Annotated in this window: 22 protein-coding genes; 17 read left to right on the top strand and 5 right to left on the bottom strand. The window is 49.3% G+C overall.

Annotated elements, in window-relative coordinates:
• Positions 1-275: 275 nt before the first annotated feature.
• The 10 genes from B0D95_RS07070 to B0D95_RS07025 all read left to right on the top strand — a co-directional run bounded on the left by B0D95_RS07070 (position 276) and on the right by B0D95_RS07025 (position 12,236).
• Positions 276-4,637, top strand: a complete 4,362-nt coding sequence (locus tag B0D95_RS07070; protein ID WP_149867876.1) for a T6SS effector amidase Tae4 family protein — start codon at positions 276-278, stop codon at positions 4,635-4,637.
• A complete protein-coding gene (locus tag B0D95_RS07065; protein WP_078043242.1) occupies positions 4,628-5,296 on the top strand; it encodes a hypothetical protein in 669 nt (222 codons plus the stop codon). Before B0D95_RS07070 ends, B0D95_RS07065 begins: the two co-directional genes overlap by 10 nt.
• A 543-nt stretch (positions 5,297-5,839) precedes the next feature.
• Complete coding sequence (gene fliD / locus B0D95_RS07060) at positions 5,840-7,165, top strand: flagellar filament capping protein FliD (protein ID WP_078043241.1); 1,326 nt, start codon at positions 5,840-5,842, stop codon at positions 7,163-7,165.
• Entirely contained in the window at positions 7,165-7,566 is a 402-nt protein-coding gene (gene fliS, locus B0D95_RS07055) for a flagellar export chaperone FliS (protein WP_078043240.1), read from the top strand. The genes fliD and fliS overlap by 1 nt, the downstream gene beginning before the upstream one ends.
• Positions 7,550-7,876 (top strand): hypothetical protein, encoded by a 327-nt coding sequence (locus B0D95_RS07050; protein WP_078043239.1) that lies wholly within the window; start codon positions 7,550-7,552, stop codon positions 7,874-7,876. Before fliS ends, B0D95_RS07050 begins: the two co-directional genes overlap by 17 nt.
• Positions 7,877-9,088 carry a flagellar hook-length control protein FliK gene (locus B0D95_RS07045; RefSeq protein WP_210403692.1) on the top strand — a complete coding sequence of 404 codons (1,212 nt, stop codon included), beginning with the start codon at positions 7,877-7,879 and terminating at the stop codon, positions 9,086-9,088.
• A 77-nt stretch (positions 9,089-9,165) separates the two neighbouring features.
• A complete protein-coding gene (fliL, locus tag B0D95_RS07040) occupies positions 9,166-9,651 on the top strand; it encodes a flagellar basal body-associated protein FliL (RefSeq protein WP_078043238.1) in 486 nt (161 codons plus the stop codon).
• Positions 9,652-9,660: 9 nt separating this feature from the next.
• On the top strand, positions 9,661-10,395 hold the full coding sequence (locus tag B0D95_RS07035) for a FliA/WhiG family RNA polymerase sigma factor (RefSeq protein ID WP_078043237.1): 735 nt from the start codon (positions 9,661-9,663) through the stop codon (positions 10,393-10,395).
• Between the two features lie 24 nt (positions 10,396-10,419).
• A complete protein-coding gene (gene motA / locus B0D95_RS07030) occupies positions 10,420-11,292 on the top strand; it encodes a flagellar motor stator protein MotA (protein ID WP_078043236.1) in 873 nt (290 codons plus the stop codon).
• The gene (locus tag B0D95_RS07025) at positions 11,289-12,236 is read left to right on the top strand and encodes a flagellar motor protein MotB (protein WP_078043235.1); all 948 of its coding nucleotides are present in this window, start codon (positions 11,289-11,291) and stop codon (positions 12,234-12,236) included. The genes motA and B0D95_RS07025 overlap by 4 nt, the downstream gene beginning before the upstream one ends.
• Before the next feature lie 47 nt (positions 12,237-12,283).
• Here the strand turns inward: B0D95_RS07025 and B0D95_RS07020 are convergent, their stop codons facing one another.
• The 5 genes from B0D95_RS07020 to flgA all read right to left on the bottom strand — a co-directional run bounded on the left by B0D95_RS07020 (position 12,284) and on the right by flgA (position 17,592).
• The gene (locus B0D95_RS07020; RefSeq protein ID WP_210403691.1) at positions 12,284-13,183 is read right to left on the bottom strand and encodes a winged helix-turn-helix domain-containing protein; all 900 of its coding nucleotides are present in this window, start codon (positions 13,181-13,183) and stop codon (positions 12,284-12,286) included.
• Between the two features lie 276 nt (positions 13,184-13,459).
• Complete coding sequence (gene lafA, locus B0D95_RS07015; RefSeq protein WP_078043233.1) at positions 13,460-14,371, bottom strand: lateral flagellin LafA; 912 nt, start codon at positions 14,369-14,371, stop codon at positions 13,460-13,462.
• Positions 14,372-14,416: 45 nt separating this feature from the next.
• A complete protein-coding gene (lafA, locus tag B0D95_RS07010; RefSeq protein WP_078043229.1) occupies positions 14,417-15,253 on the bottom strand; it encodes a lateral flagellin LafA in 837 nt (278 codons plus the stop codon).
• A gap of 168 nt (positions 15,254-15,421) precedes the next feature.
• Positions 15,422-16,303 (bottom strand): lateral flagellin LafA, encoded by an 882-nt coding sequence (lafA, locus tag B0D95_RS07005; RefSeq protein ID WP_078043228.1) that lies wholly within the window; start codon positions 16,301-16,303, stop codon positions 15,422-15,424.
• Positions 16,304-16,755: 452 nt separating this feature from the next.
• A complete protein-coding gene (gene flgA / locus B0D95_RS07000) occupies positions 16,756-17,592 on the bottom strand; it encodes a flagellar basal body P-ring formation chaperone FlgA (protein WP_078043227.1) in 837 nt (278 codons plus the stop codon).
• Positions 17,593-17,641: 49 nt separating this feature from the next.
• Here flgA and flgB point away from each other — a divergent pair, with 49 nt between their 5' ends.
• The 7 genes from flgB to flgH all read left to right on the top strand — a co-directional run bounded on the left by flgB (position 17,642) and on the right by flgH (position 22,764).
• Positions 17,642-18,019: a flagellar basal body rod protein FlgB gene (gene flgB / locus B0D95_RS06995; RefSeq protein WP_078043226.1), complete on the top strand. Its 378-nt coding sequence runs from the start codon at positions 17,642-17,644 to the stop codon at positions 18,017-18,019.
• Between the two features lie 2 nt (positions 18,020-18,021).
• Positions 18,022-18,450 (top strand): flagellar basal body rod protein FlgC, encoded by a 429-nt coding sequence (gene flgC / locus B0D95_RS06990; RefSeq protein WP_007640524.1) that lies wholly within the window; start codon positions 18,022-18,024, stop codon positions 18,448-18,450.
• Positions 18,450-19,124 carry a flagellar hook assembly protein FlgD gene (gene flgD / locus B0D95_RS06985; protein ID WP_078043225.1) on the top strand — a complete coding sequence of 225 codons (675 nt, stop codon included), beginning with the start codon at positions 18,450-18,452 and terminating at the stop codon, positions 19,122-19,124. Before flgC ends, flgD begins: the two co-directional genes overlap by 1 nt.
• A 58-nt stretch (positions 19,125-19,182) precedes the next feature.
• On the top strand, positions 19,183-20,370 hold the full coding sequence (gene flgE, locus B0D95_RS06980) for a flagellar hook protein FlgE (protein WP_078043224.1): 1,188 nt from the start codon (positions 19,183-19,185) through the stop codon (positions 20,368-20,370).
• A 60-nt stretch (positions 20,371-20,430) separates the two neighbouring features.
• Entirely contained in the window at positions 20,431-21,159 is a 729-nt protein-coding gene (locus B0D95_RS06975; RefSeq protein ID WP_078043223.1) for a flagellar basal body rod protein FlgF, read from the top strand.
• A 124-nt stretch (positions 21,160-21,283) separates the two neighbouring features.
• Positions 21,284-22,069, top strand: a complete 786-nt coding sequence (gene flgG / locus B0D95_RS06970; RefSeq protein WP_078043222.1) for a flagellar basal-body rod protein FlgG — start codon at positions 21,284-21,286, stop codon at positions 22,067-22,069.
• An 8-nt stretch (positions 22,070-22,077) separates the two neighbouring features.
• Positions 22,078-22,764 carry a flagellar basal body L-ring protein FlgH gene (gene flgH, locus B0D95_RS06965; protein WP_078043221.1) on the top strand — a complete coding sequence of 229 codons (687 nt, stop codon included), beginning with the start codon at positions 22,078-22,080 and terminating at the stop codon, positions 22,762-22,764.
• Positions 22,765-22,770: the final 6 nt, after the last annotated feature.

Raw genomic sequence — 22,770 nt, 5'->3', positions numbered from 1 at the left:
TGCAGCTTCTGCGGTTAGATTCAATTTCCAATCCACTTTTAACGAGCCATTTAAAAAGCAAGCGGGGCTAACACCCAGCCAGTTTTGCAAAAAAATTAGAGCTCAAAACTTCCCGACTCACATAGTTTTCATTTTAATTAAAAAATGGCGCTTAAATTTCCTTTTGGGTGGTGATAACAATCACATTTGCATTAATCTCCTTAGTTGAGATTTTGTTGCATTCGATAGTTTATATTGATTGCGTTTGTTGATCTAAGCTAGATAAGGAGTTTAATGTGTCATTTTTTTCTGGATTTAATAAAAAACCTTACTTTTTCTATATTCCCTTGGTAAGAACGGTAATCTTTTCTTTATTTATTTCAAAAAGTGCATTCGCGTTCGATACTCTTCACGAATGCCAGCAAGCAGTTCAATACACGTGCGCGTTTACTTGGGGTGACTCTGAGTTCGGATCTCACACGAGTGAATCGGCTTGTTTAGAGCACGATTTAAAGTATTGCCTAGGGCTACCAGTGGTGGTAGAGGCCACGCCTGACGGTGAGTGCGAGGGATATAATTGGTTCCCTGGCTGTAAAGATAGGTTGGGAGGTGACTCTGGATGGTACCCTGGCGGTGGAATTGGTTATGGCAATAGCGGATCACAGCCAGCAGAACCACCGCCTCCTCCAGAACCAGAACCGAATCCAGATGACGCATGCAATACGGCAGGAAACCCTGTAATTGTTTCTTCAGGCCAAAAAATACAGACTGAGGTTGATTTCACTGACGGTAGCGACGCAGAAATGCCTTTGGACTTTATTCGCTATTACCGTGCAGGGCAAAATGGATCACCTGGAATGGGTAGCGTTGGCCCAAGCTGGAGACATAGCTATAGCTACTATCTAAATATCACATATGATCACGCTAATATCGTTGGGGAATACCTTACTCAGTGCGGCCCTACCTATGGTGAATGTTATGATTGGCGTGAAGACTCAGATGATATATTTCCCGTGGAGATTGAACGTAGAGCACCGGATGGGAGCAAAGCAATAGGGTCGATTACACCGTGGCAAACTTATAATTTCCACACAAGAAAATGGACTTTCATACTGGATGATGGTGGTGTTGAAGTATATGACCACAGTGGCACCATATTAACCAAACACAATGCTGCAGGTGTAGGCTGGACATTTACTTACAATAACTCTGGCCTTTACAGAGTAACTCACTCATCCGGCCGCTATATCCAATTTACCTGGAGCGGGAACAACATTGTGGGTGTGACAGATTCCGGTGGTAAATATTATGCTTACGGAAACAATACAGTTACTTATCCTTCAGGTACGGGATCGCGTACATATCACTACGGAGAAAATGGTGCGATTGGTAATTTATTAACAGGCATCTCTTACAATGGTATCCGCTATAGCAATTATTTTTACAATAGTGGACGAGTAATCGAAAGTGCCAGAGCAGATGGCTCTTTTTCCACCACATTCGAGTACGATCCTACTTACACTATAGTCACAAACTCTAAAGGTGCGCGCAGTAAATATATTTATGAAGTTGAATCGGGAATGCGCAACTTAAAGCGTGTTGAACGAAGTGGTGTGCAGTCTTGTCCTGATGCTGCTGCATTAACAACTTATAATTCCAATGGTGCGATACTTACACAAACTGACTGGAACGGTGGGCTCACAAGCTACACTTACAATCAGGCGGGTCTTGTCTCTGAGAAACGTGTCAGCAATCCAAATGATTCTTCATTAACGCGTATTACTCAATTCTCATACATATACCAAAATGGTAGCAAGCTAACTAATGAAAAAAGATTTGGTGCAAGTCTTTCTGATCCGATAGATGAAACCAACTTTGTTTATTACCCAGCTAGCCACGCTTCAAAAGACTTATTGCAAAGTGCAACCACTTGTAATCGCCGCTCAATCGGTATTCTTAATCAATGCCAGACAACCAATTTTAGTTACAGCTTCCACAGCAATAAAGTAATGTCTCAAATGGTTGTGAGTGGAGCTGCTGGTGGTACGCGTTCATGGAATTCGCAAGGTTATCTCACCAGCGCTACCAATGCAGCAGGACATACAACTATTTATAGCAACCACGCATCATCTGGTTTGCCAGGCACAATCACCGACCCTAATGGTTTGGTGAAAACGTTGACATATGATGCAAGGGGGCGCGTTACTCAGGAGGTAATTACGGGGAGCGATTCACCTCGCACAAACTCTTTTGAGTATGGCCCATTTGGAATGACCAAAAGTACGAAAAACGGCGTAACGGAATACATAGATTACTCAAGTAATGGTTCTGTTAGTGAAATTGCCAAAGGAACATCTAGTTCGCGTTTAATAACTGAGTCTTACACTCGCACCACTGATGGTGATATCAGTTCTATTAGCAAATACACAGGTAATACCCTTCATCATTATCGGAGCTATGTGCGTGATGAACTCGGTCGTGTACTCACGGAAAATGGCAACTCAGGTCAGAGTAAGGGTTACCAGTGGGACAATAACAATAATTTGGTTTCGGAAAGGGACTCGCTCAATCAATACAGCCATCATACTTACGACATCCACAATCAGCGCATTACTACAACCACTGCAATTAATGCTTATATCCAAAGTTTCTACGATTCAACAGGCAATCTGACGCAATTAATTGATGGTCGGACCAAATCAACCAATTATGTATTTGATGGTTTGGGTAACAATGTGAAAGTTACGAGTCCGGAAACAGGTGTAAGCAATTATGTTTATGATAATCGTGGCAGGATGACGCAGATTACACGCGCTAATGGTATTTCGATCGCCTATAGCTACGATGCGCTTAACAGAATGACGCAAGCGAGTTCTGGTACTGGTACCGGCACACGAGTTCAAACATGGTCGTACGACAATTGCAACAATGGAAAAGGCAAACTATGTGCGGCGAGCAACATGGGTGTTGGAGTTGGTTTTAGTTACAACAAAGATGGCTCATTGAGCAGCCAATCCTCCACGATTAATAATCTTGTCAGCTACTCAACCAGTTGGGCATATGATGCTAATGGCAGAGTTTCAAGCATCACATACCCTGGTGGCAATAAGGTTATTTATGAGTACGATAACTTGGGGCGAGTCAATGCAGTTAAAGTCACCATTGGTACTACAACGCAAACCCTGGCAAGTAATATTAATTATTATGCATATGGACCAGTTTCCGGTTGGACATTTGGGAATGGAACCACACGCTCTATGCCACGCGATTTGGATTATCGCTTGACCAGCATCACCAGCGGTGGCGTTCAATCAATTAGTTTTGGTTATGACAGCAATAATAATCTTACTAGCGTTAACAATGGCCCTTATGAGTCTTTTACGTATCAATACGATGCGGATTCCCGCTTGAAAAATGTCAGTACATATATGGTAAATGACAGCTATACCTATGACTTGAATGGTAATCGTTTGACGGAAACGGTTATGTCATCAACCAGGAATTATGGATACCAATATGGAACGGATCGCCTTATAACAATTACGGGATCTAACGCTAGAAGTTTCCAATATGATCCTATCGGCAACATCACTTCAAAATCGGCTTCTGCTGTGACAACTTCTTACACATATGATCGTTTCAATCGCAAAGAAACGGTCACAGTAGGTGGATCTACAACAGTGTATTTGTACAACGCCTTGAATCAGCGAGTGAGAAAATCCGGCCCGGTAAATATCAATTATGTTTATGCACCTAACGGTCTATTGTTAGGAGAAACCGCTAATAATTCACTGACGATAAGCCGACAATATATTTGGCTGGATGGACAATTGATCGGGTTAATTCACAACGGTGCATTACATTATGTCCACACCGATCATATTGGTCGCCCACACCTTGTTACTAATACTAGTAATACCATTGTTTGGAGAGCATACAATAAGCCCTATGATCGAACGGTTTCTACAAATCAAATTGGCGATTTGAATATTGGTTACCCTGGCCAGTATTACGATAATGAGAGCGGCCTCTGGTACAACTGGAACCGCTATTATGATGCGTCGACGGGACGGTATACACAGAGCGATCCTATTGGTTTGGCTGCTGGTTTGAATACTTACACGTATGTTGGTAACAATCCTAATAATAGATTTGACCTCACGGGGTTGTGTGAGTGTGGAATGCCAACATCCTCAAACTTCTGGAATAATTATCCAAATTACAACGAGTACACTGGGGCTGATGTCTGGAATTTAATCGGTTTTAAAATGAATGAGCTATATGGTGAGAACTCACCTGGTGGTCTTCAAAATTCTTGCGCTGCACGTGTCAGTTATGCTCTTAATATGGGTGGAGCTAAAATACCATCTGGTGCTCCTGGTGCTAATCGAAATTGGGGTGATGGAACCAATAGATATATCATTTCCGCTCGTCAAATGAATGCATACCTACGGCAGGCTTGGGGGGATCCATCTCAAACATTAACAAACTCAAACCAATTAAATGTATTGCAAAGTTCGTTGGCTACAGGACAAGTAGCAGTTGTATCCTCTGGCGGTCATGCCGCAGTTGTTACTAGTAACTACACTGATCCATACGTAAGTGGATTTTTAGGTGATGCTTGGGTTCTTCCTATAGGAGCATGTTCATGCAATTAATATTTAAACCTATCCTTCTTGTACTGATGTTTCTCGCACTGCAAACAGCAGCAGCTCCTGTTAGCAATTTAGAGAGAATTAAAAATAATTCATTCTTGCTCGACGTGACGTTAGATTCTGGATTTAGATTCAATGACATTCCAGTCAAAAAGCGTTCACTTGATGGGCAGTGGATTGTTCAATTAGGATCTAGATATGATATGAAAATATACAATGGTCAAAACCATTTAAATGAGGTGGTCATATCGTCAGAAGTTTTCGAAGAATTGATTACTGCTGCAATTGAAGTTATGAAACAAAACAATGTGAATTTAAATAAACTTCATGTTCAGTTAGATTTGGTCGATCATTTTAAAGAATTGGTAATTTCTGTATTGAAAAAATCGAAATGTGATCTTAAATATGTTGAGAGTAAAAATTTATGCTTAGATAATTTGGTACAGCTTGCACTTAAGAAGTCAATATTAACTAAGAGAATTTGTGAGGCTGTAGATCAAATTGCCTATCACTGTGAAAAAAATGTGATCAGCCTTAATCCAATTGTATTTTTACCTGAATTTATTGGAAAACCATGGAGTGAAATTGTAAATCGGGATGGTGCTGGCATTGACTCTGCAGCAAGTTGGTTTAGCATCAATCTTTCTCATCAAGAAAAGTAAAATTTACTTGAAGTAACTTTTTCTAAATAAGGCTGGGTATTCTTGCTTGGCCTTATTTGGTTACCTGCAAGCAAAGCTCGACACTTACCCATGGGGTGCGTAAAAATCTCAGCCAGTAGGTTAAGTTTAAACACAAGCCGATTTTTTCGAATTAACTAAGGTAATGTGTGTTCTTGCAATAGCTCCATGTAAAACGTGTGTTTTTCTCCGATGATTTACTGAGTCACCCATTTTTTATTGCACTCATGTTTGCCCGCTACGCACTGGTGTAGCGGGCATTTTTTTATCTGTGTTTTGGTTTTTCCTGTCTGTTTCTGCCTGCCTGTTTATTGCTGTCTGTTTATTTAAGCCATACGGCTTTTATGTCGCCTGTGTAAAGCATTGGGCTCTGTGTGAGTGAATGCGGAAACGGGTTTTCCTCCTGCGCTTCCCTGTGGCCTAAGCGGAAGTAATTTTTCTGCATGTTTTTTCATTAAACCTATATAAAACAATAGGTTATGTGTTGGCATTGATATTGCTGAAACCCACGCGAGGAGAACTGCAATGGCGATAGATTCCGAGTACGTTAAAAGTATGGCAACCCAGCTGGCGAATTATGAAGTGCAGTCGGCGTTGACTAAGGCGAATCGCAATGAAACGAATTACAAAGCGAAGTTGACGGCGATTACCTCGCTGGAAACCGCGCTGAAAACGTTCAGTTCCAGTATTAAAAGTTTGAAGGGCACGGATAAAAGTGTGCTGACCAATACAGCGACATTTAACAGCGAAGGTTATGCCACCGCAAAAGTGGGAACGACGGCGATTGCCGGTAATTACCAATTTTTTGTGAAGCAGCTTGCCAGCGCTCATCAGGTGTCGATTGAAGGCTTGAGCGATACCGATGTGGATACCAGCGGTAACCTGACCATCACCCAGGGCAGCAAAAGTTTTACCGTGGATTTGAGCGCTATTGATAGCGATGGCAATGGCAGTAATTCACTGGCAGAAGTGGCAGCGGCGATTAATGCGGCGAGTGATAACAGCGGTGTGAAAGCGACGCTGGTGCGCAGTAATGGCACTGTGTCTTTGGTACTCGCCAGTGAAAAAACCGGTTTGGAGAATGCGATTGGGGTGTCTACATCCGGCACTAGTGGTGGCGCATTTGATACCGCGTTGACCAATCGACGCGAGCTGAGTGCCGCAAAAGATGCCGAGGTATTACTCGGTGGTGAGAGCGGCATGTTGCTGACGAATGCCACCAATAACTTCGACAACATTATCGATGGGGTGAGCCTGACGTTTACCAAAGCCCATAGCACGGGCGAGCAGCCGCTGTCGGTGACGGTGGGGCGCGATGAAAAAGCCACCAAGGACAAAGTGCAGAGTTTTATTAATGCCATTAATACCTTGTTGGGCACGTTTGACTCGCTAACCGCGAGCGGCGGTGAATCGGCGTCTCGTGGCGTATTGGCGGGTGATGCGAGTATCCGCGCGGTGGAATCTACATTGAACAAGCTGTTACGCACCGAATTTGGCGGCGTTACCTTGATCGATTTTGGTATCGCTGCGGATCGCAACGGCAATTTGACGATCGACAGCGCGCGTTTTGAAAAAGCCATTGCCGCCAATCCCGAAGGGTTGGACAAATTGTTTAACGCCAAGGATGCCTTGCTCGACAGCATTGATAAAAACCTGGCGGTTTATACCAGTGGCACCAACAACTTGATGAAGGCGCGCAAGGAGAGTTTGAACACCATGCTCAGCCGTGTGGATGACCAATTCGACGACATCCAAAAACAATACGACAACTACTATGCCCGCTATCTGAAGCAGTACACCAGCATGATGCAAACCATGGCGGCCATGGAACAAACCTTCGGTATGTTTTGATGAACAATCCTTATCTCGCCAATGAAAGTTACGACAGCTATCGCTCCGTGGATTTGGAAGCGAAAGCGGCCACGGCATCGCCCTATGAATTGGTGCTGGTGTTATTTGATGGCTTGCTGGATGAACTGGCGCGCACACGCGGTCACATCGAAGCCAAGCGCTACCAGGAAAAAGGGCGCTCGCTGGAGAAGTGCATGAACATCATCAATGGCCTGAACAGCGCACTGGATTACGACAACGGTGGCGAAGTGGTGCAGGGGTTGTCGCGTTTGTACGACTACTGCATTTATCGCCTATCCGACGTGAGTGTGAGCCTGTCGCTGGAAGGCTTGGAAGAAGTAGTGCACCTGCTTGGGGTGATTCGTGAAGGGTGGGACGGTGTCAATGCCCAACGCCGCTGATCGCTACCAACAGCTCAAACTGATCACCCTGGGTGAACAACTCACGGAAGCCCTGCGTGCCAAAGACTGGGAACGTGTAGGGCAGGTGGATCTGCATATCCGCAACTGTCTGGCGGAGCTGGCCACTTTGGAATCGCCCAGCCCGGAATTAGTGCGCGTGAAAAAGCAGTTGCGTGAACTCTATGAGCGGGTGTTGCCCGCGTATTCCGACGCTTGTGAAAAGCTGCGTCAGTTACTGGTTAGCCATGTGGATTATGCCGAAGGGCGCTCGGCTTACCTGCGTACCGATTTGTTGCAAGGTGAGGGATAAATGCTGTCATCACTGGGTTCTTCTTCCGCTGCCGCACCCGCTACCGAAGCACCGCTCGCAGCCTTGGATACAAATACCATTGCCGCTGCTGACACTGGCCAAGGCACAAATAACAACCCGGTATTTGCCGAGTTGTTTGCTGGCGAGCGCGTAGAGGAGAGTGCCGGTAATGGAACAGAAGGGCGCGCGGAATTATTGCTGGATGTTACTCCTGATATCGTCACTACCGACACACAAGCCGCGCCGGAGCTCGATGCAGAGCAATGGTTGCAACAGGCGCTTGACCAACAGCAGGTGCAATTGCAAGTGCGTGACGCGCCAACTCCGTCGGGTGATGCACAAGCGGCTGTCGCCAATAATTCTCGCAATGCGGCATCGCTGCCATTTAGTGCTACCGGCGTTGCCCAACAGGGCGCGCGTGGGATGAATACACAGGTGGCATCGATCACCGGCGATAAATCCCGTGAGCCATCCATGCCAGCCAACCCGACACTGGCCTTGTGGGCAAATCGCGCGGCGACTGAGCCGCTGCCAGCGAATCAGCCCCAGGGTTTTGCGGCGACACATGGCGTGAGTGAGGCTGCACTGCAATCAATACAGCAATCAACACAACAGCCATTACAACAGGGCACTGACACGTCATTGGTGGATTCCACCGCGCTGGCCAGTAGCACAACAGATTCCCTCAGCCCGGTTGCTGATCGTGCATCCAGCACCTTGAGTAACAGCATCATCAACCTGGGCGATAAAACATTACAAGACAGCAGTCTCCAAGCTGCGGCGAAAGGGCTTACGCCTGAAGCGAAATGGGGCGAGCAATTGCTGCACACCCTGCGCGATCAGGTACAAGTCCAAATCCAGCAGCGTATCCAAAATGCCACCATCCGTTTGGACCCGCCGGAACTGGGCAGTCTGGAAATTTTTCTCAGCCATGAAGCGGGCCGTCTCACAGTGCACATCAATGCCAGTCAGGCAGATGTCGCCCGTCTGCTGCAACACACCAGTGATCGCTTGCGTCAGGAATTGGCCGGTGGGCAATTCACCCAGGTGAATGTGCAAACCAACAGCGAAGGACAGTCCGGCCAACAACATTCCCGTCATAGCGCCCAAGGTTTGATGGCCGAGGAAATGATTCAGGTTAACGGCCAGCCGCGAGTGGATGACACGCGTGCGCAAGGCAGTCAGGCCAGCGATGTATTAATTACGGTTTAACCATTTGTGCTGGCATCGCCAGTGCGACATTTTTTTAGCAAATGCTTTTTAGTTAATGGAAAGGGGCAAGCGCCGTTATGTTGATGCAGCGGATTATTTTGGCAGTACTGGTAGTAAATACTCTGGTGGTAGCGGCGACAGCCTATATCAATTTCTCTCTGCTCAATCAGCAACAGACTCTTGCGGCGCCCTCAACAACGGAGGATCCAACATCAACACCGGCGCCTGCAAAAAAATCGGTTAAAGCAGAAGAATATAAATTTTTTGCCATCGAAAAAATTATTATCAGTTTGCCCGGTGAAGGTCGCGAACATTATTTTGTATTGGATTTGGTGTTGCAGGCCAATACCGATACCGATGAGAAAAAGCTCCAGCAAATTGACCCAATGGTGCGCAACTCGGTTGTCGCACATTTGTCCTCCATGACAGTGAACGAGTTGCGCGCACTCTCCATTACCGATTTGCAAACCCGATTGGAAGAGGCTGTGAGTGCGGATTTTTCCAGTCGCCATGTGGTGCAACCTTTTGCGCATGTGTTGGTTAGTAAATTGGTTGCGCAATAGGTCGCTGCCATGAATGCAAACTGCGCCATTGATTTTGATTACACCGCTGGCCAACGCCCGGCGGCAGTATTTGCGCCTGAGTTGGAACAGCAGTTGTTGATCCAATACTTGCCGTTAGTGAAGCGCATTGTGCGGCAATTGTCGCTACAGGCAAGTCAAGTGCTCGACCGCGATGACATGGAGCAAATCGGTTTGATGGGGTTGCTGGAAAGCCTGCGTCGCTACGGTACGCCCGATGATAATTTTGGCAGTTTTGCCAAGCTGCGCATTCGCGGTGCCATTTTGGATGAATTGCGCAGGCAGGATTGGCGGCCACGCCAAGTGCGTCAACAGGCTCATAAAATTCGCGATGCCATTCGCCATCTGGCGCGGCAATTAGGCCGTGCTCCGCAGGATGCCGAGGTAATGCAATTTACCGGCTTGAGTGAAAAAGAATACCAGGCGTTTTTACAGGCCGATGCCTGTGAGGCCATCGAAAGTTTGGATGAGCTATTGCTCAATGGCCCGGAAATATTTGCCGACAATAGTTCGGGATTGGAAGAGCGTGAAATCACCGAGCGTTTATTGGCGCAAGCACTGAATGAATTGAATGAGCGCGAGCGCCTGATTCTGATTCTTTACTATCAACAGGAATTGAGTTTGAAAGAGATCGCCTTGGTATTGGATTTAACCGATGCGCGCGTCTGCCAATTGAGTAAACAAGCTATCACCAAAGCCAGCCGCTTTTTGCGGGAACGCAGCTAAACCGGGAAACAGAGAGAGTCTATTGTGCAAAAAGTTATTGGTGCATTCATTATCGTGGGCTGTGTGTTGGGAGGCTACTCCATGGCGCACGGCGAATTGGCCATGCTCTGGCAACCAGCGGAAGTGGTGATTATTTTAGGTGCGGGTATCGGCAGCCTGGTGGTGGGCAACCCCAAAGAAGTTCTGGTGGAAATGTGTGCACAAATCAAAGGCGTTTTTGTGTTTGAACGTCGCGGTGAAGAATTTCAACGGCAGTTATTAATGTGCCTGTATGAATTATTGGAAATGGTTGATGTGGGTGGCCTTAAAGCACTGGATGCCCATATTGAAGAGCCGGAAGCGAGTGAATTATTTGGCAAGTATCCGCTGATTTTAAAAGAGCGCAACCTGATGGCATTTATCGCCGACAATTTTCGCTTGATGGCTATGGGTAAAATCAGCGCCCATGAATTGGAAGGATTTTTGGAGCAGGAATTGGATGCAATGGAACATGCACTGCTGCAGCCATCGCGTTCACTGCATAAAATCGGTGAAGCTATGCCCGGTTTCGGTATTCTCGCGGCGATCATGGGTATCATCATTACCATGGGCAATATCGGTGGTTCAGTTGCAGAAATTGGTGCGCATGTCGCTGCAGCATTGGTAGGAACCTTTTTGGGGATTTTCATGTGTTACTGCGTAATGGAGCCCCTGAGTAATTCCATGAGCCAGCGTGTAAAAACTGAACTCTCTGCGTTGGAATGTGTGCGTACTACATTGGTTGCCCATTTGGCTGGTAAGCCAACATTGTTAGCGGTGGATGCTGGCCGCAAGTTGATCGAGCAGGATGTAAAACCAGCGTTCCGCCTGCTGGAAACCTGGGTGAATCGCTATGAGGATGAAAGGGACGCGGCATGAGAAAGCGCAGCGACAAAGACTCGGAAGTAATCGTCAAGCGCCGCAAAAAAAGCAGCCACGAAGATGGTCACAGCGGTGCCTGGAAAGTAGCTTTTGCCGATTTCACCATGGCGATGATGGCCTTGTTTATGGTGCTCTGGGTGATCACGCCGCAAAATATCAAACAGACAACAGCGGCAGAGGCAATGACTAATCCGCTGGTGGATGGCGGTGCCGGTGTGTTTGATGGCACAAGCCGTACACCACTGGATTTGGATGGTGTACCGGTGCAACGCAACAAAGATAAACCTGAAACGCCCGACGCCGTAGGTGAAGCCGCGCGCGCAACCAGCACCCGCGAAACTGTTAAATACACCAGCCCTGCCGAGTTGCAAGAGTTGGCGAATGCGATGCAAGTCTTAGCCTTACAGTTGGATGCAGAAGCCAATATTGAAGTGCAAGTGGTGCCGCAGGGTTTGCGCATTTTAATTAAAGACGATCAACAGCGATTTATGTTTGATCGCGGCAGCGTGAAATTAAATCCGCATTTTGTGGTATTGCTGCAACGCTTGGCCGGTGTGTTGGCGCAGGTGGGAAATAAATTAATTATCAGCGGCCACACGGATTCCACACCCTACAAGTTGGCCAATGGATACAATAATTGGAATCTCTCGGGTGATCGCGCGTTGAGTGCGCGTCAGGTGATGGTGGAATCCGGTTTGGCGACCGCCGCAGTGTTACAAGTGGCGGCGCAAGCAGATGTGATGCCGCTGCGCCCGGAGACGCCCGAGGACGGTGTTAATCGGCGCATTGAAATTTTATTGCTGACTGCAAAAGCCGAAGGCTTATATCGCGAATTATTTGGTGACCAACAAACCCGTGTCGATTATTCCAGTCAACAGGCGGAACTGATTGTACCGGCGAATAGTGATGCATCCACCAATAACACCACATCTACTCACTAGGGCTTACGGCATTGTGACCTTGCTTCATCGTGATTAGCGAACGGCATTTACAAACAGGGCGCTAAATCGGCTCCGCTCAAACTGGACACTTTATTTTTATGCATGTGCAAACTACGCGCGCTGCCATCGGTGCGCATGCATACTAAAGTGACTATCTCGTTGTGCGATCCCAATACCAATTGCAAAGGTTCGCTGGTCTGGTTTTCCAGTTGCTCACTAATAGCTTCACCCAGCGGCACTAATTGAATTAATTGTGCCGGGTTCTCCGGTGCATAGGTGAGTGTTACACCTGTATGGTTTTTTATCGTGCCGTGATCGTGATGTTGTGTCCACAGAAACCCCAGCACCGTGAGTGCACAGAGCCCGGCTGTCAGGGGTAAACGCAATTGTGCCAGCGCATTCCAGTTGGGCGTCGCCGGTGTTGTTGGTGATTGCGCAATAGCGGGCAGGTGAGGTGTGGCTGAATGGTTTTTGTGCGAATTGTTGTCACTATCAGCAGTGATGTCTGTGTCGCTTTCTTGTACAGCACTGGTTGATACTTCAATGTATTTGGGGTTCAACATATAACCGCGACGCGGCAATGTTTGAATAATTTCCCGCTCTTTTTCATCGCCTAAAATTTGGCGCAGGGTATAAATTTGTTGATTGAGGCTGCCTTGACCCACCACGCGATCTGACCAGGCGTGACGCATTAAATCCTCGCGTGAGACAACATCGCCCGGTGTTTGCAATAAACGCTCAAGCAAACGGCTGCCGGAAAATCCTAAATCAATTTTTTCTTCAATACCGGATTTCACTAAGGTGAGTTGATACAGCGAAGGATAAAAATACACAACGCAATCAACATTACCCGTTTTAATAATCAGGCAGGTTTGGCTCTCCAGGGATTTGGTAATTCGCTCTTCCGTCTGAGCATTAATACTGGTTTCGCTAAGAGTCATTTCCATATCAAAATTTTTTTAATGGCGAGTGGGACGGAAATTTGGCGTCAAATATTTGATGTCGCAATAATAGCTGTGTTTTTATCACATATTTCTGAAATTAGTAGTTTCTACTCAGTAAAAGCCGTTAATTTTTGCTAATCCAGGCATAAAAAGAAGTTTTCATAGAACAAGAAATAGTCTTTGGATGATTTTGGCGACAAAAACAAAAACGCCCCGGGGTAGCGGGGCGTTTCGTAGAAGGGTGTAGATTTCCCTCTTGGGTAAAGAGGGTTTCAAGTCTTAACCCAGCAGTGACATCACCATGCCTGGCATTTGACCGGCTTGTTTCAGCATGGAAATACCGGATTGCATCAACATGGAGTTCTTGCTCATGTTGGCGCTTTCTTTGGCGAAATCGGCATCCACAATACGGCCTTTGGACATGTCGGTGTTGTCTTTCATGTTGGCCAGGTTGTTAGCCGTGTGGTTCAGGCGGTTAATATTTGCACCGAAGTCTGCGCGCAGTGAACCCACAGAGTTCAGGGCAGTTTCAAGCAGGGTGATATTCGCGTTGGCGTTGGCGTTAGTAGCCGTTGTGGCTACCTGGGTGGTCGCCAATTCAACACCTGGCGTGCCCGGTGTGGTGTAGGTGTCAGATACAGCAGCCAACGCGGTACCCAGTGCAGTCAATTTGGCACTGACGTTCAGGCTGAGCGTCTCACTGGCGCTGGCGCCGATCTGGAAGTTCATCGCTGCCGAGAATTTACCGCCCGCACCCGTTACCAGAGTGCCGTCACTGAACAGGTTGGCGCCAGCGAACTTGGTGTTTTTGATGATGTTAGCCATTTCCTTACCCAACTCATCGTATTCGCCTTGCAATGCAATCAGGTCCGCACCGCTGTTAGTGGCGTTCGATGCCTGAGTGCTGAGGTCTTTCATACGTTGCAAAATATCGGTCATTTCGTTGAATGCACCTTCAGCGGTTTGCAACAAAGAAATGGAGTCACCGGTGTTGCGGATGGCTACATCCATACCACGAGATTGCGCGTTCAAACGGGTGGCGATTTGCAAACCAGCAGCGTCATCTGCCGCTGAGTTAATGCGCAGGCCAGTGCCCAAACGTTGTTGGTTGGTGCCTAATGCATTGTTGGTTTTGCTCAGGTTGGTCTGGGTGATCAACGATGAGTAGTTAGTATGAATTGACAGAGCCATATAAATATTCCTGTGCTAAGAAAGCGTGAAGTTAAAAATCTGTAATTAACCGAGCAGTGACATCACCATGCCGGGCATTTGGCCCGCTTGTTTCAACATGGAAATACCGGATTGCATCAGCATGGAGTTTTTGCTCATGTTGGCGCTTTCTTTAGCGAAGTCGGCATCCACAATGCGGCCCTTGGACATGTCGGTGTTGTCTTTCATGTTGGCCAGGTTATTGGAGGTGTGGTTGAGGCGATTGATGTTTGCGCCGAACTGGGCGCGCACCGAACCAACCTCACCCAGGGCGTCTTCCAGTGCAGTGATTGCAGCACGAGAGTTGGCGGCAGTGTCGAGTGTCAAGGCTGTAACATCGGTGTTCAGTGTTGTGTCTAAGTCGCCTATCTCAGTGCTGATATCAAAAGACAGGGTTTCTGATGCACTGGCACCAATTTGAAAGCTAACGGCTGCAGCAAATTTAGTGGTGAACAATGCTTCGCCAGCGTATTTGGTATTGGTGAAAATATTGGTTACTTCTTTAGCAAGTTCATCAAACTCGGCTTGCAGTGCGGTGCGGTCATCAGCGGAGTTGGTATCGTTCGCTGACTGGGTGGCCAAATCTTTCATGCGCTGCAGAATATCGGTGGTTTCATTAAATGCCCCTTCCGCTGTTTGCAACAGGGAAATAGCATCGCCAGTGTTGCGCATGGCCACTTCCATACCGCGCGATTGCGCGTTCAAGCGGGTCGCAATTTGCAGGCCTGCAGCGTCATCGGCAGCAGAGTTAATGCGCAAACCAGTACCCAGACGTTGCTGGTTAGTACCAAGGGCGTTATTGGTCTTGCTCAGATTGGTCTGAGTGATCAATGACGAGTAGTTAGTATGAATCGACAGAGCCATGGGAATATTCCTGTGCTAAGTAAAACGTGAATGTAAAAACGGGTTTCGAAGCTGGCCATGTTTGCCTGCTAATGATGTAAAGCGACCAAACTACTTGCGAACTTAAGGTCGCTAAAACAAAAACGCCCCGTACAAAGACGGGGCGCTTTTGAGTGTCTCTGGTGTGGATTAACCCAACAGCGACATCACCATACCTGGCATTTGGCCAGCTTGTTTCAGCATGGAAATACCGGATTGCATCAACATAGAGTTTTTGCTCATGTTGGCGCTTTCTTTAGCAAAGTCAGCATCTACAATACGGCCTTTAGACATATCGGTATTGTCTTTCATGTTTGCCAGGTTATTAGCAGTGTGGTTTAAACGGTTGATGTTTGCACCAAAGTCCGCACGCAGTGAACCAATCTGATTCAGTGCCGTCTCGGCCAAAGTAATTGCACCGCTAGCGCCCGCTTGTGTGGTCAGTTTCGCATCTGCAGCTGGTACAGCTGCGAATTGTGTGTTGAGTGCAGTAAGAGCACCAACCAGGGTGCCCATTTTGGCGGTGACATTTAATGTAAGGGTTTCAGTAGAGCTTGAGCCAATCTGAAATGTCATGCCTCCAGCTGCACCAAATTTGCCTGCAGTGGCAGTGACGCCGAATAGAGTTTCACCAGCGTATTTGGTGTTGGTCATGATGTTCGCCAACTCTTTGCCCAATTCGTTGTATTCAGCTGAGAGGGCGGTACGGTCGTCTGTACTGTTGGTATCATTCGATGCCTGAGTGGCAAGATCTTTCATGCGCTGAACAATATCGGTCATTTCGTTAAACGCGCCTTCCGCTGTTTGCAACAGGGAGATAGCATCGCCAGTGTTGCGCATGGCCACTTCCATACCGCGCGATTGCGCGTTCAAGCGGGTCGCAATTTGCAGGCCTGCAGCGTCGTCGGCCGCAGAGTTAATGCGCAAACCAGTACCCAGACGTTGCTGGTTAGTACCGAGGGCGTTATTGGTCTTGCTCAGATTGGTCTGAGTGATCAATGACGAGTAGTTAGTATGAATAGACAGAGCCATGGAAATATTCCTGTGCTAAGTAAAACGTGAATGTAAAAACGGGTTTCAAAGCTGGCCATGTTTGCCTGCTGAAAGCTTAGGGCGACCACCTCAGAGCGGGACTTAAGTTGAGGGGATATTTTTTAGGAAGGGAGCAGCCTGGCCGAATCACAGGTTCCTGCAGCGCCGTAATAGCCTGTAATTCAAAAATCCCCTAAGCTTTGATTCTCCAGAGAATTTTTTTCATCTCGCAGGCTTCGTTTTAATAGCGGGCGGACTAAGCGATTTACTCTTTTTCTATTTAAATGCTAGTGAATTGTGCCCAGCTTTATTTTCGTCAGTATCATCTGGCTTAGGAATTTTATTCGGAATTAGAGTTTTTAGCGCTGGTATATGAAAAACAATCATCTTAAAAGCCTTAATTAGATTAGGGCTTCCCTATGAAGCAAGTATCTGAGTTATCCAGCTAATCCTCAAAAAATACTCGCCACTTCCCCTGAACCCAGCACCTTGGCCTCGATGGTTTTGTTGCTGGAAATATTTTTCACTCTGATCACTTCCCCCTTGCTGCCATTCTCTAGTGCCTCGCCACTCATGGAGGCGCTGATGCCGTCCTGGGTTGCCACAATTTTTATTTTGTCACCGCGTTTTATTGCCAGTGGTTGGGCGATTAGTGTCGGGCTTAGTAATTGGTTGGCGCGGATGCGGCGTTTGGCGCCCATGCCGGTGATTTGTGTGAGGTGGTGATAGAAGCCGCGTGGGGCTTTGTTGATGTCGATTTCTTGCCGTTTTACATCAGCGGCGGTTATGGCTTCGCCGCGATCAATCACCCGTGTTGTTACCAGTACCGGTAGCCAGAGCTGCATGTCGGTAGCGACTTGCAGGCGCCAGCCGGGTTGGTCGGGGCAGGTGAGGGTGAGTCGTTGGCGGCTGCTGTTGGCAACACCGCCGCGCACGCTGAGTGGTTGCTGGCAATTGGCGGGCGGAGTGCTGCCCAATGCGGTGTTGTGGGTAATGCGCAGGCCGTTCCAGGCCTCGCGTTGGGCGATGGGGCGCATCAGGGCTTCCAGGTGTTGTTGGATGGCCTGATCTACCTGCTGGTTGGCGCTGCTTGTGAGTGGCAATAGCAGCAGTAACAGACCGGCACACCAGTGAGCAGAGATGCGTTTGGGGTGACGAGGGGAAAGGGTGCTTCCGCCTGCTTTTCCCCTTGGGTCGGAATGCGGAAGGTATCGCGTAGTTTTTGCGCCATTCATTTTTATAAAGTCCAATAAAATCAATCTGATATAGGTATTTGTCGCTCTGGGCATGGTTCCTGCTAAAGCTGTGCCATCTACACCTATTGTGAGGTTTTGGGCGATGAGTATTCGGATTGATGAGGCGCTGGGCGTACATGCCCGCGCATTGGATTTACGCGTGCAGCGCAGTGAAATTCTTGCCGCCAATTTGGCGAATGAGGATACCCCCGGTTTTCAGGCGCGGGATATAGACTTTGCCCGCGAGTTACAGCGCGCCGATTCACCTTTTGATATCGGCGATATTTACAGCAGCGCGTCCCAACCGGCGAGCCCTGCCTTGCAATACCGCATCCCCATGCAGGCGTCGTTGGATGGCAACACCGTTGATCTGAGTCTTGAGCAGACGGCCTTCTCCAAAAACTCCATGGATTTCCAAACCAGCCTGACTTTTCTGACCATGAAATTCAGTGGCCTTAAGCAAGCGATTGAGGGGCGTTAATCATGGCATTTGAATCGATTTACAAAATTGCCGGTTCCGCCATGGGCGCCCAAACCGTTCGCTTGAATACCATCGCCAGTAACCTGGCCAATGCCGACTCCGCTGCTACCCGCGCGGAGGATGTGTATCAGGCACGCAAGCCGGTATTTGCGGCGATTTATGAAAACGACCAGCTCACTCGCGGTGTTGGCTTGGGCGGCGCCCATGTGCAGGTGCTGGATGTGATCAGCGCTGGGCGCGAACCCCAGCGCCGTTACGAGCCGGACAACCCGCTCGCCGACCGCGATGGCTATGTGTTCTATGCCGACATCAACCAGATTGAAGAGATGACCGACATGATGTCGGCCACGCGCAGTTTTGAGACCAGCGTGGAAGTGCTCAATCGCATCAAAGGCATGCAACAGGGCCTGCTCAAATTAGGAGAGTCGTAATGGCGACGGTGAATAACAACACGGTATCCAACCCCTACAGCATCGATCAGGTCACGGCGAATACGGTGAATGTGAGCGACGCCACGCAGATGGAGAACAACTTCATCAGTTTGATGGTGGCGCAGATCCAGAACCAGGACCCGACCAAACCAGTGGATAGTACCGAGTTCCTCAACCAGTTCTCCGCCATGAGTCAGGTGAAGAGCATGGAAAACATGACCCAGTTGAGCAAAAGCAATCTGGTGCTGCTGGATAACCTGCAAACCCTGACGGCGTCCGGCTTGGTGGGGCAGGAGGTCAAGGTATCGGTGGATAGCCTGGAGTTGGGGTCGTCATCTATTCGCGGCCAGCTCAATTTGGAACATGCGTCCGGCGACACCCTGATTACCCTGACCGATTCCAATGGCGTGAAAAAAGAACTCCGCCTGGGTTCGCACACAGCCGGTGTAGTGCCGTTTGAGATCAACCCTGCCGCGCTGGGCTTAGCCGCTGGCCAGTACAAGGTAGAAGCCACCACCGATGCGGGCGAATACCCGCGAGTTGAGGTGTCGGGCTTGGTGACCCATGTGCGCGTCAGTGCCGATGGCCCGGTGCTGGATGTGGCCGGTGCCGGTGCGGTGCCGTTTTACAAGATCACTGAATTTGGCCAGACGCCTGTTGCCGGGCTGCTGTAGTTATTTCTGACGCTTCTCATCACGTTCCCAATCACCTATTGGATAAAAGGTTACTGCTATGAGCTTTAATATCGCCCTGACTGGCCTGAGCGCCGTTACCGAACAAATGGATACCATCAGCAACAATATCGCCAACGTTGGCACTACCGGTTTTAAATCCTCGCGCACGGAATTTGGCAGTATCTACGCCGACAGTCAGGCGATGGGTGTGGAAGTGCTGGGCCTGACCCAAAGCATCAGCAAGGGCGGTTCGCTGGTATCTACCGGTCGTGAGCTGGATTTGGCAATTGCCGGCGGCGGTTTTTTTGTGACCAAAGGCAATACCGGTGAATTGGGCTATACCCGCGCCGGTGTATTTGGCACCGACAAAAACAACCTGATTGTAGATACCCGTGGCGAGCGCTTGCAGGGCTACCCGGTGGATGCCAATGGCAATTTGCAAGTGGGAACAGTGAGTGACCTGGCATTGCAAAACGCTAACTTGCCCGCCCGTGCCACCGATACCTTGTCGTTTGTGATGAACCTGGATTCCAACGAAGCGGTGCCCGCGATTGCCCCCTTTGATCCCGCCAATGCCGATACTTTCAACTCCACTTACACCACCAAGGTGTTTGACTCCCAGGGTAAAGAACACACCCTGACCCAGTATTTTGTGAAAACCGGTGCCAATAACTGGCAGGCCCATTACTACGCGGATGGCGTTTCACTCGGTGCTCCCCAAGCGCTGGTGTTCAATACCAGCGGCCAGCTCACCACTCCGGCGGCACCCGTAACGGCCAGCTTCACCCCGGCCGGTGTTGAGCCGATGAATATCGCTATCGACTACAGCCGCTCCAGCCAAACCGGCTCCAATTTCGTGGTTACCACCAATCGCCCGTCGGGCTATACCGCGGGTGAGCAGATTGGTATCGCCGTGGAAAAAGACGGAAAAATCTACGCCAACTACAGCAATGGTGAGCGTTTGCTGCAAGGCCAAGTGGCATTGGCAACCTTCGCCAATCTAGGTGGGCTGAAAAATGAAAGCGGAACTCGTTGGAGTGAGACTACCGAGTCAGGTACGCCGCTGATTGGTATCCCCGGTGTGGGCGCGTTTGGTGAGCTGAGCACGGGTGCACTGGAAAACTCCAACGTGGACCTGACCCAGCAATTGGTGGGATTGATGGAAAGCCAGCGCAATTACCAGGCTAATACCAAGGTGTTATCGACCAATAAAGAACTGACGCAAGTGCTGTTCAGCTCTATTTAATCCACCGGTTAGAAAAGGCTAATACAGCCAAAAAAGAGTTGAGCTAAAAAGGGTTGAACTATGGATCGTTTGGGATACACCGCAATGACCGCCGCCAGCCGCACCCAGCTTTCACTGCAGGTGCGCGCCAATAACCTCGCCAACGCCAGCACCACCGGTTTTCGTGCGGATTTGGAGCAGGCCAAGGCCGTGAGTGTGGATGGCTATGGCTACGACAGTCGCCATATGGCGCTGGCACAAAACAACGGTGTGGATCTGACCCCCGGCCCGCTCATCACCACTGGACGCGATCTGGATTTCGCCGTGAAAGGGCAGGGTTTGATCGCCCTGGATAACGGCGGCAATGAGGTTTACACCCGCAACGGCAATATGCAGGTGGATGCCGAGCTGCGCCTGACCATCAATGGTCGCCCGGTGATGGGCGAGGGCGGCCCTATTGTGCTGCCGGAGTACGACAGCGTTCATATCGGCTCCGACGGTGTGGTTTCCGTGCTGCCCAAGGGCGAAACCCTGATGGCAGAAGTGGATCGCATCAAACGGGTGGACGTCGCCGCCGCCGATTTGATGAAAGACGCCAGCGGCATGTTGGTCACCAAAAGTGGTGCGCCTGCAGAAGCCAGCGAGGCGGTGGTGCTGGTATCTGGTCATTTGGAGTCGAGCAACGTCTCGGCTATCGACCAACTGGTGGCCTCCATGAGCCTCAATCGCCTGTTTGAAACACAGGTAAAAATGATGAAAGCCGCAGAAGACCTTTCCAACGCAGGCAACCGCATGATTCGCGGCAGCTAATTCAATCCCTCCTAACCTCCCTTTGTTAAAGGGAGGAATTGGCTCCCCTCTTTGAAAAAGAGGGGCTGGGGGAGATTAAAAACCTTAACGGCAGCTAATCCGCTAAGGCCAAGAGGAGAAAGTTATGAGTTCAGCATTGTGGGTAAGTAAAACCGGCCTGGCCGCGCAAGACAAAGCCATGGCTACCGTAGCCAACAACCTGGCCAACGTGAATACCACGGGCTTTAAAAGTGACCGCGTGGTATTTGAGGATTTGTTCTACGCCATTGAGCTGCAGCCAGGCGCCCAGGCCGATCAGGTCAATACTGTGCCCTCCGGTATTCAGTTAGGCAGCGGTGTGCGTGTGGCGGGCACCCAAAAAGTCTTTACCGAAGGCAATATCCAAACCACGGGCCAGCCCATGGATTTGGCGATTATCGGCAGCGGCTTCTTTCAAGTGGAGTCGCCCTCGGGTGAAACCTTTTACACCGAGAGCGGCCAGTTGCAATTGAATGCCGAAGGCGTGGTGGTGAATGCCCAAGGCCTGCCGTTGATTCCCGCTATTGAAGTGCCTACTGGCGCCAGCCGTTTCACCGTGGGTAGCGACGGCATAGTCACCGCCGTATTGCCGGGCGATACCAACCCGGTCGAATTAGGGCAAATTACTCTCGCCAATTTTGTAAACCCGGCGGGTCTTGAGGCGCTGGGTGGCAATCTCTACAAAGAAACCGTCGCCAGCGGTGAACCGGTGGAAGGTGTGCCGGGTGAAGAGGGGTTGGGTTTGATCAAGCAGGGCGTTTTGGAAGGTTCCAATGTGCAGGTGGTGGAAGCTATGGTATCCATGATCGCCATCCAGCGCGCTTATGAAGCCAACGCCAAGGTGCTGGATGCCTCGTCTAGCATGCAGCAGTTCCTCAACCAGACAGTGTGAGTCTGACTATGTGTGGATTTTCTGTCGCTGTGACACGGCTGCTGGTGCTGGCCTTTATGCTGTTTTCATTGGTTGGCTGCCAGCGTTTCAAGGCGGTGATGAGTGATGACGATGGGGTGGATTACCAACCACCCGCATTGGATTACAGCCAACCGGCGGCCACCAGCGGCGGCCTGTTTCGCACCGGTCACACCGGCTCCCTGTTGCAGGACAAACGCGCTTTGCGGGTGGGCGATATCCTCACCATTGTGCTCGATGAATCCACCCAATCCAGCAAGAGTGCGGGCACCAGTTATGGCAAATCCTCCGATGTCAGCGTAGGTGTGCCTACGGTCTTCGGCTCAACAATGCCGGATCTGGAATCCTCCTTGTCCAGCTCGCGGGACTTCAGCGGCTCGGCCAAAAGCTCCCAGCAAAATACCCTGCGCGGCGCCATTGCGGTGACGGTGCATCAGGTATTGCCCAACGGCACCTTATTGGTCAAAGGCGAGAAAGCATTGAAGTTAAATCAGGGCGATGAATATATTCGCCTGAGCGGCTTGGTGCGCTTGGAGGACATCAACAGCAACAATCAGATTTCATCGCAGAACGTGGCCAACGCGCGCATTTCTTATGCCGGTCGCGGTGCACTGAACGACAGCAATTCAGCGGGCTGGCTGACGCGCTTTTTCACTCACCCCCTGTTCCCCCTGTAAGCGGAG

The sequence above is a fragment of the Cellvibrio sp. PSBB023 genome (assembly GCF_002007605.1).
In the GTDB taxonomy this organism is placed as follows: domain Bacteria; phylum Pseudomonadota; class Gammaproteobacteria; order Pseudomonadales; family Cellvibrionaceae; genus Cellvibrio.
The sequence above is the reverse complement of the archived record's forward strand: the minus strand, read 5'-3'. Positions and strand labels throughout refer to the sequence as shown.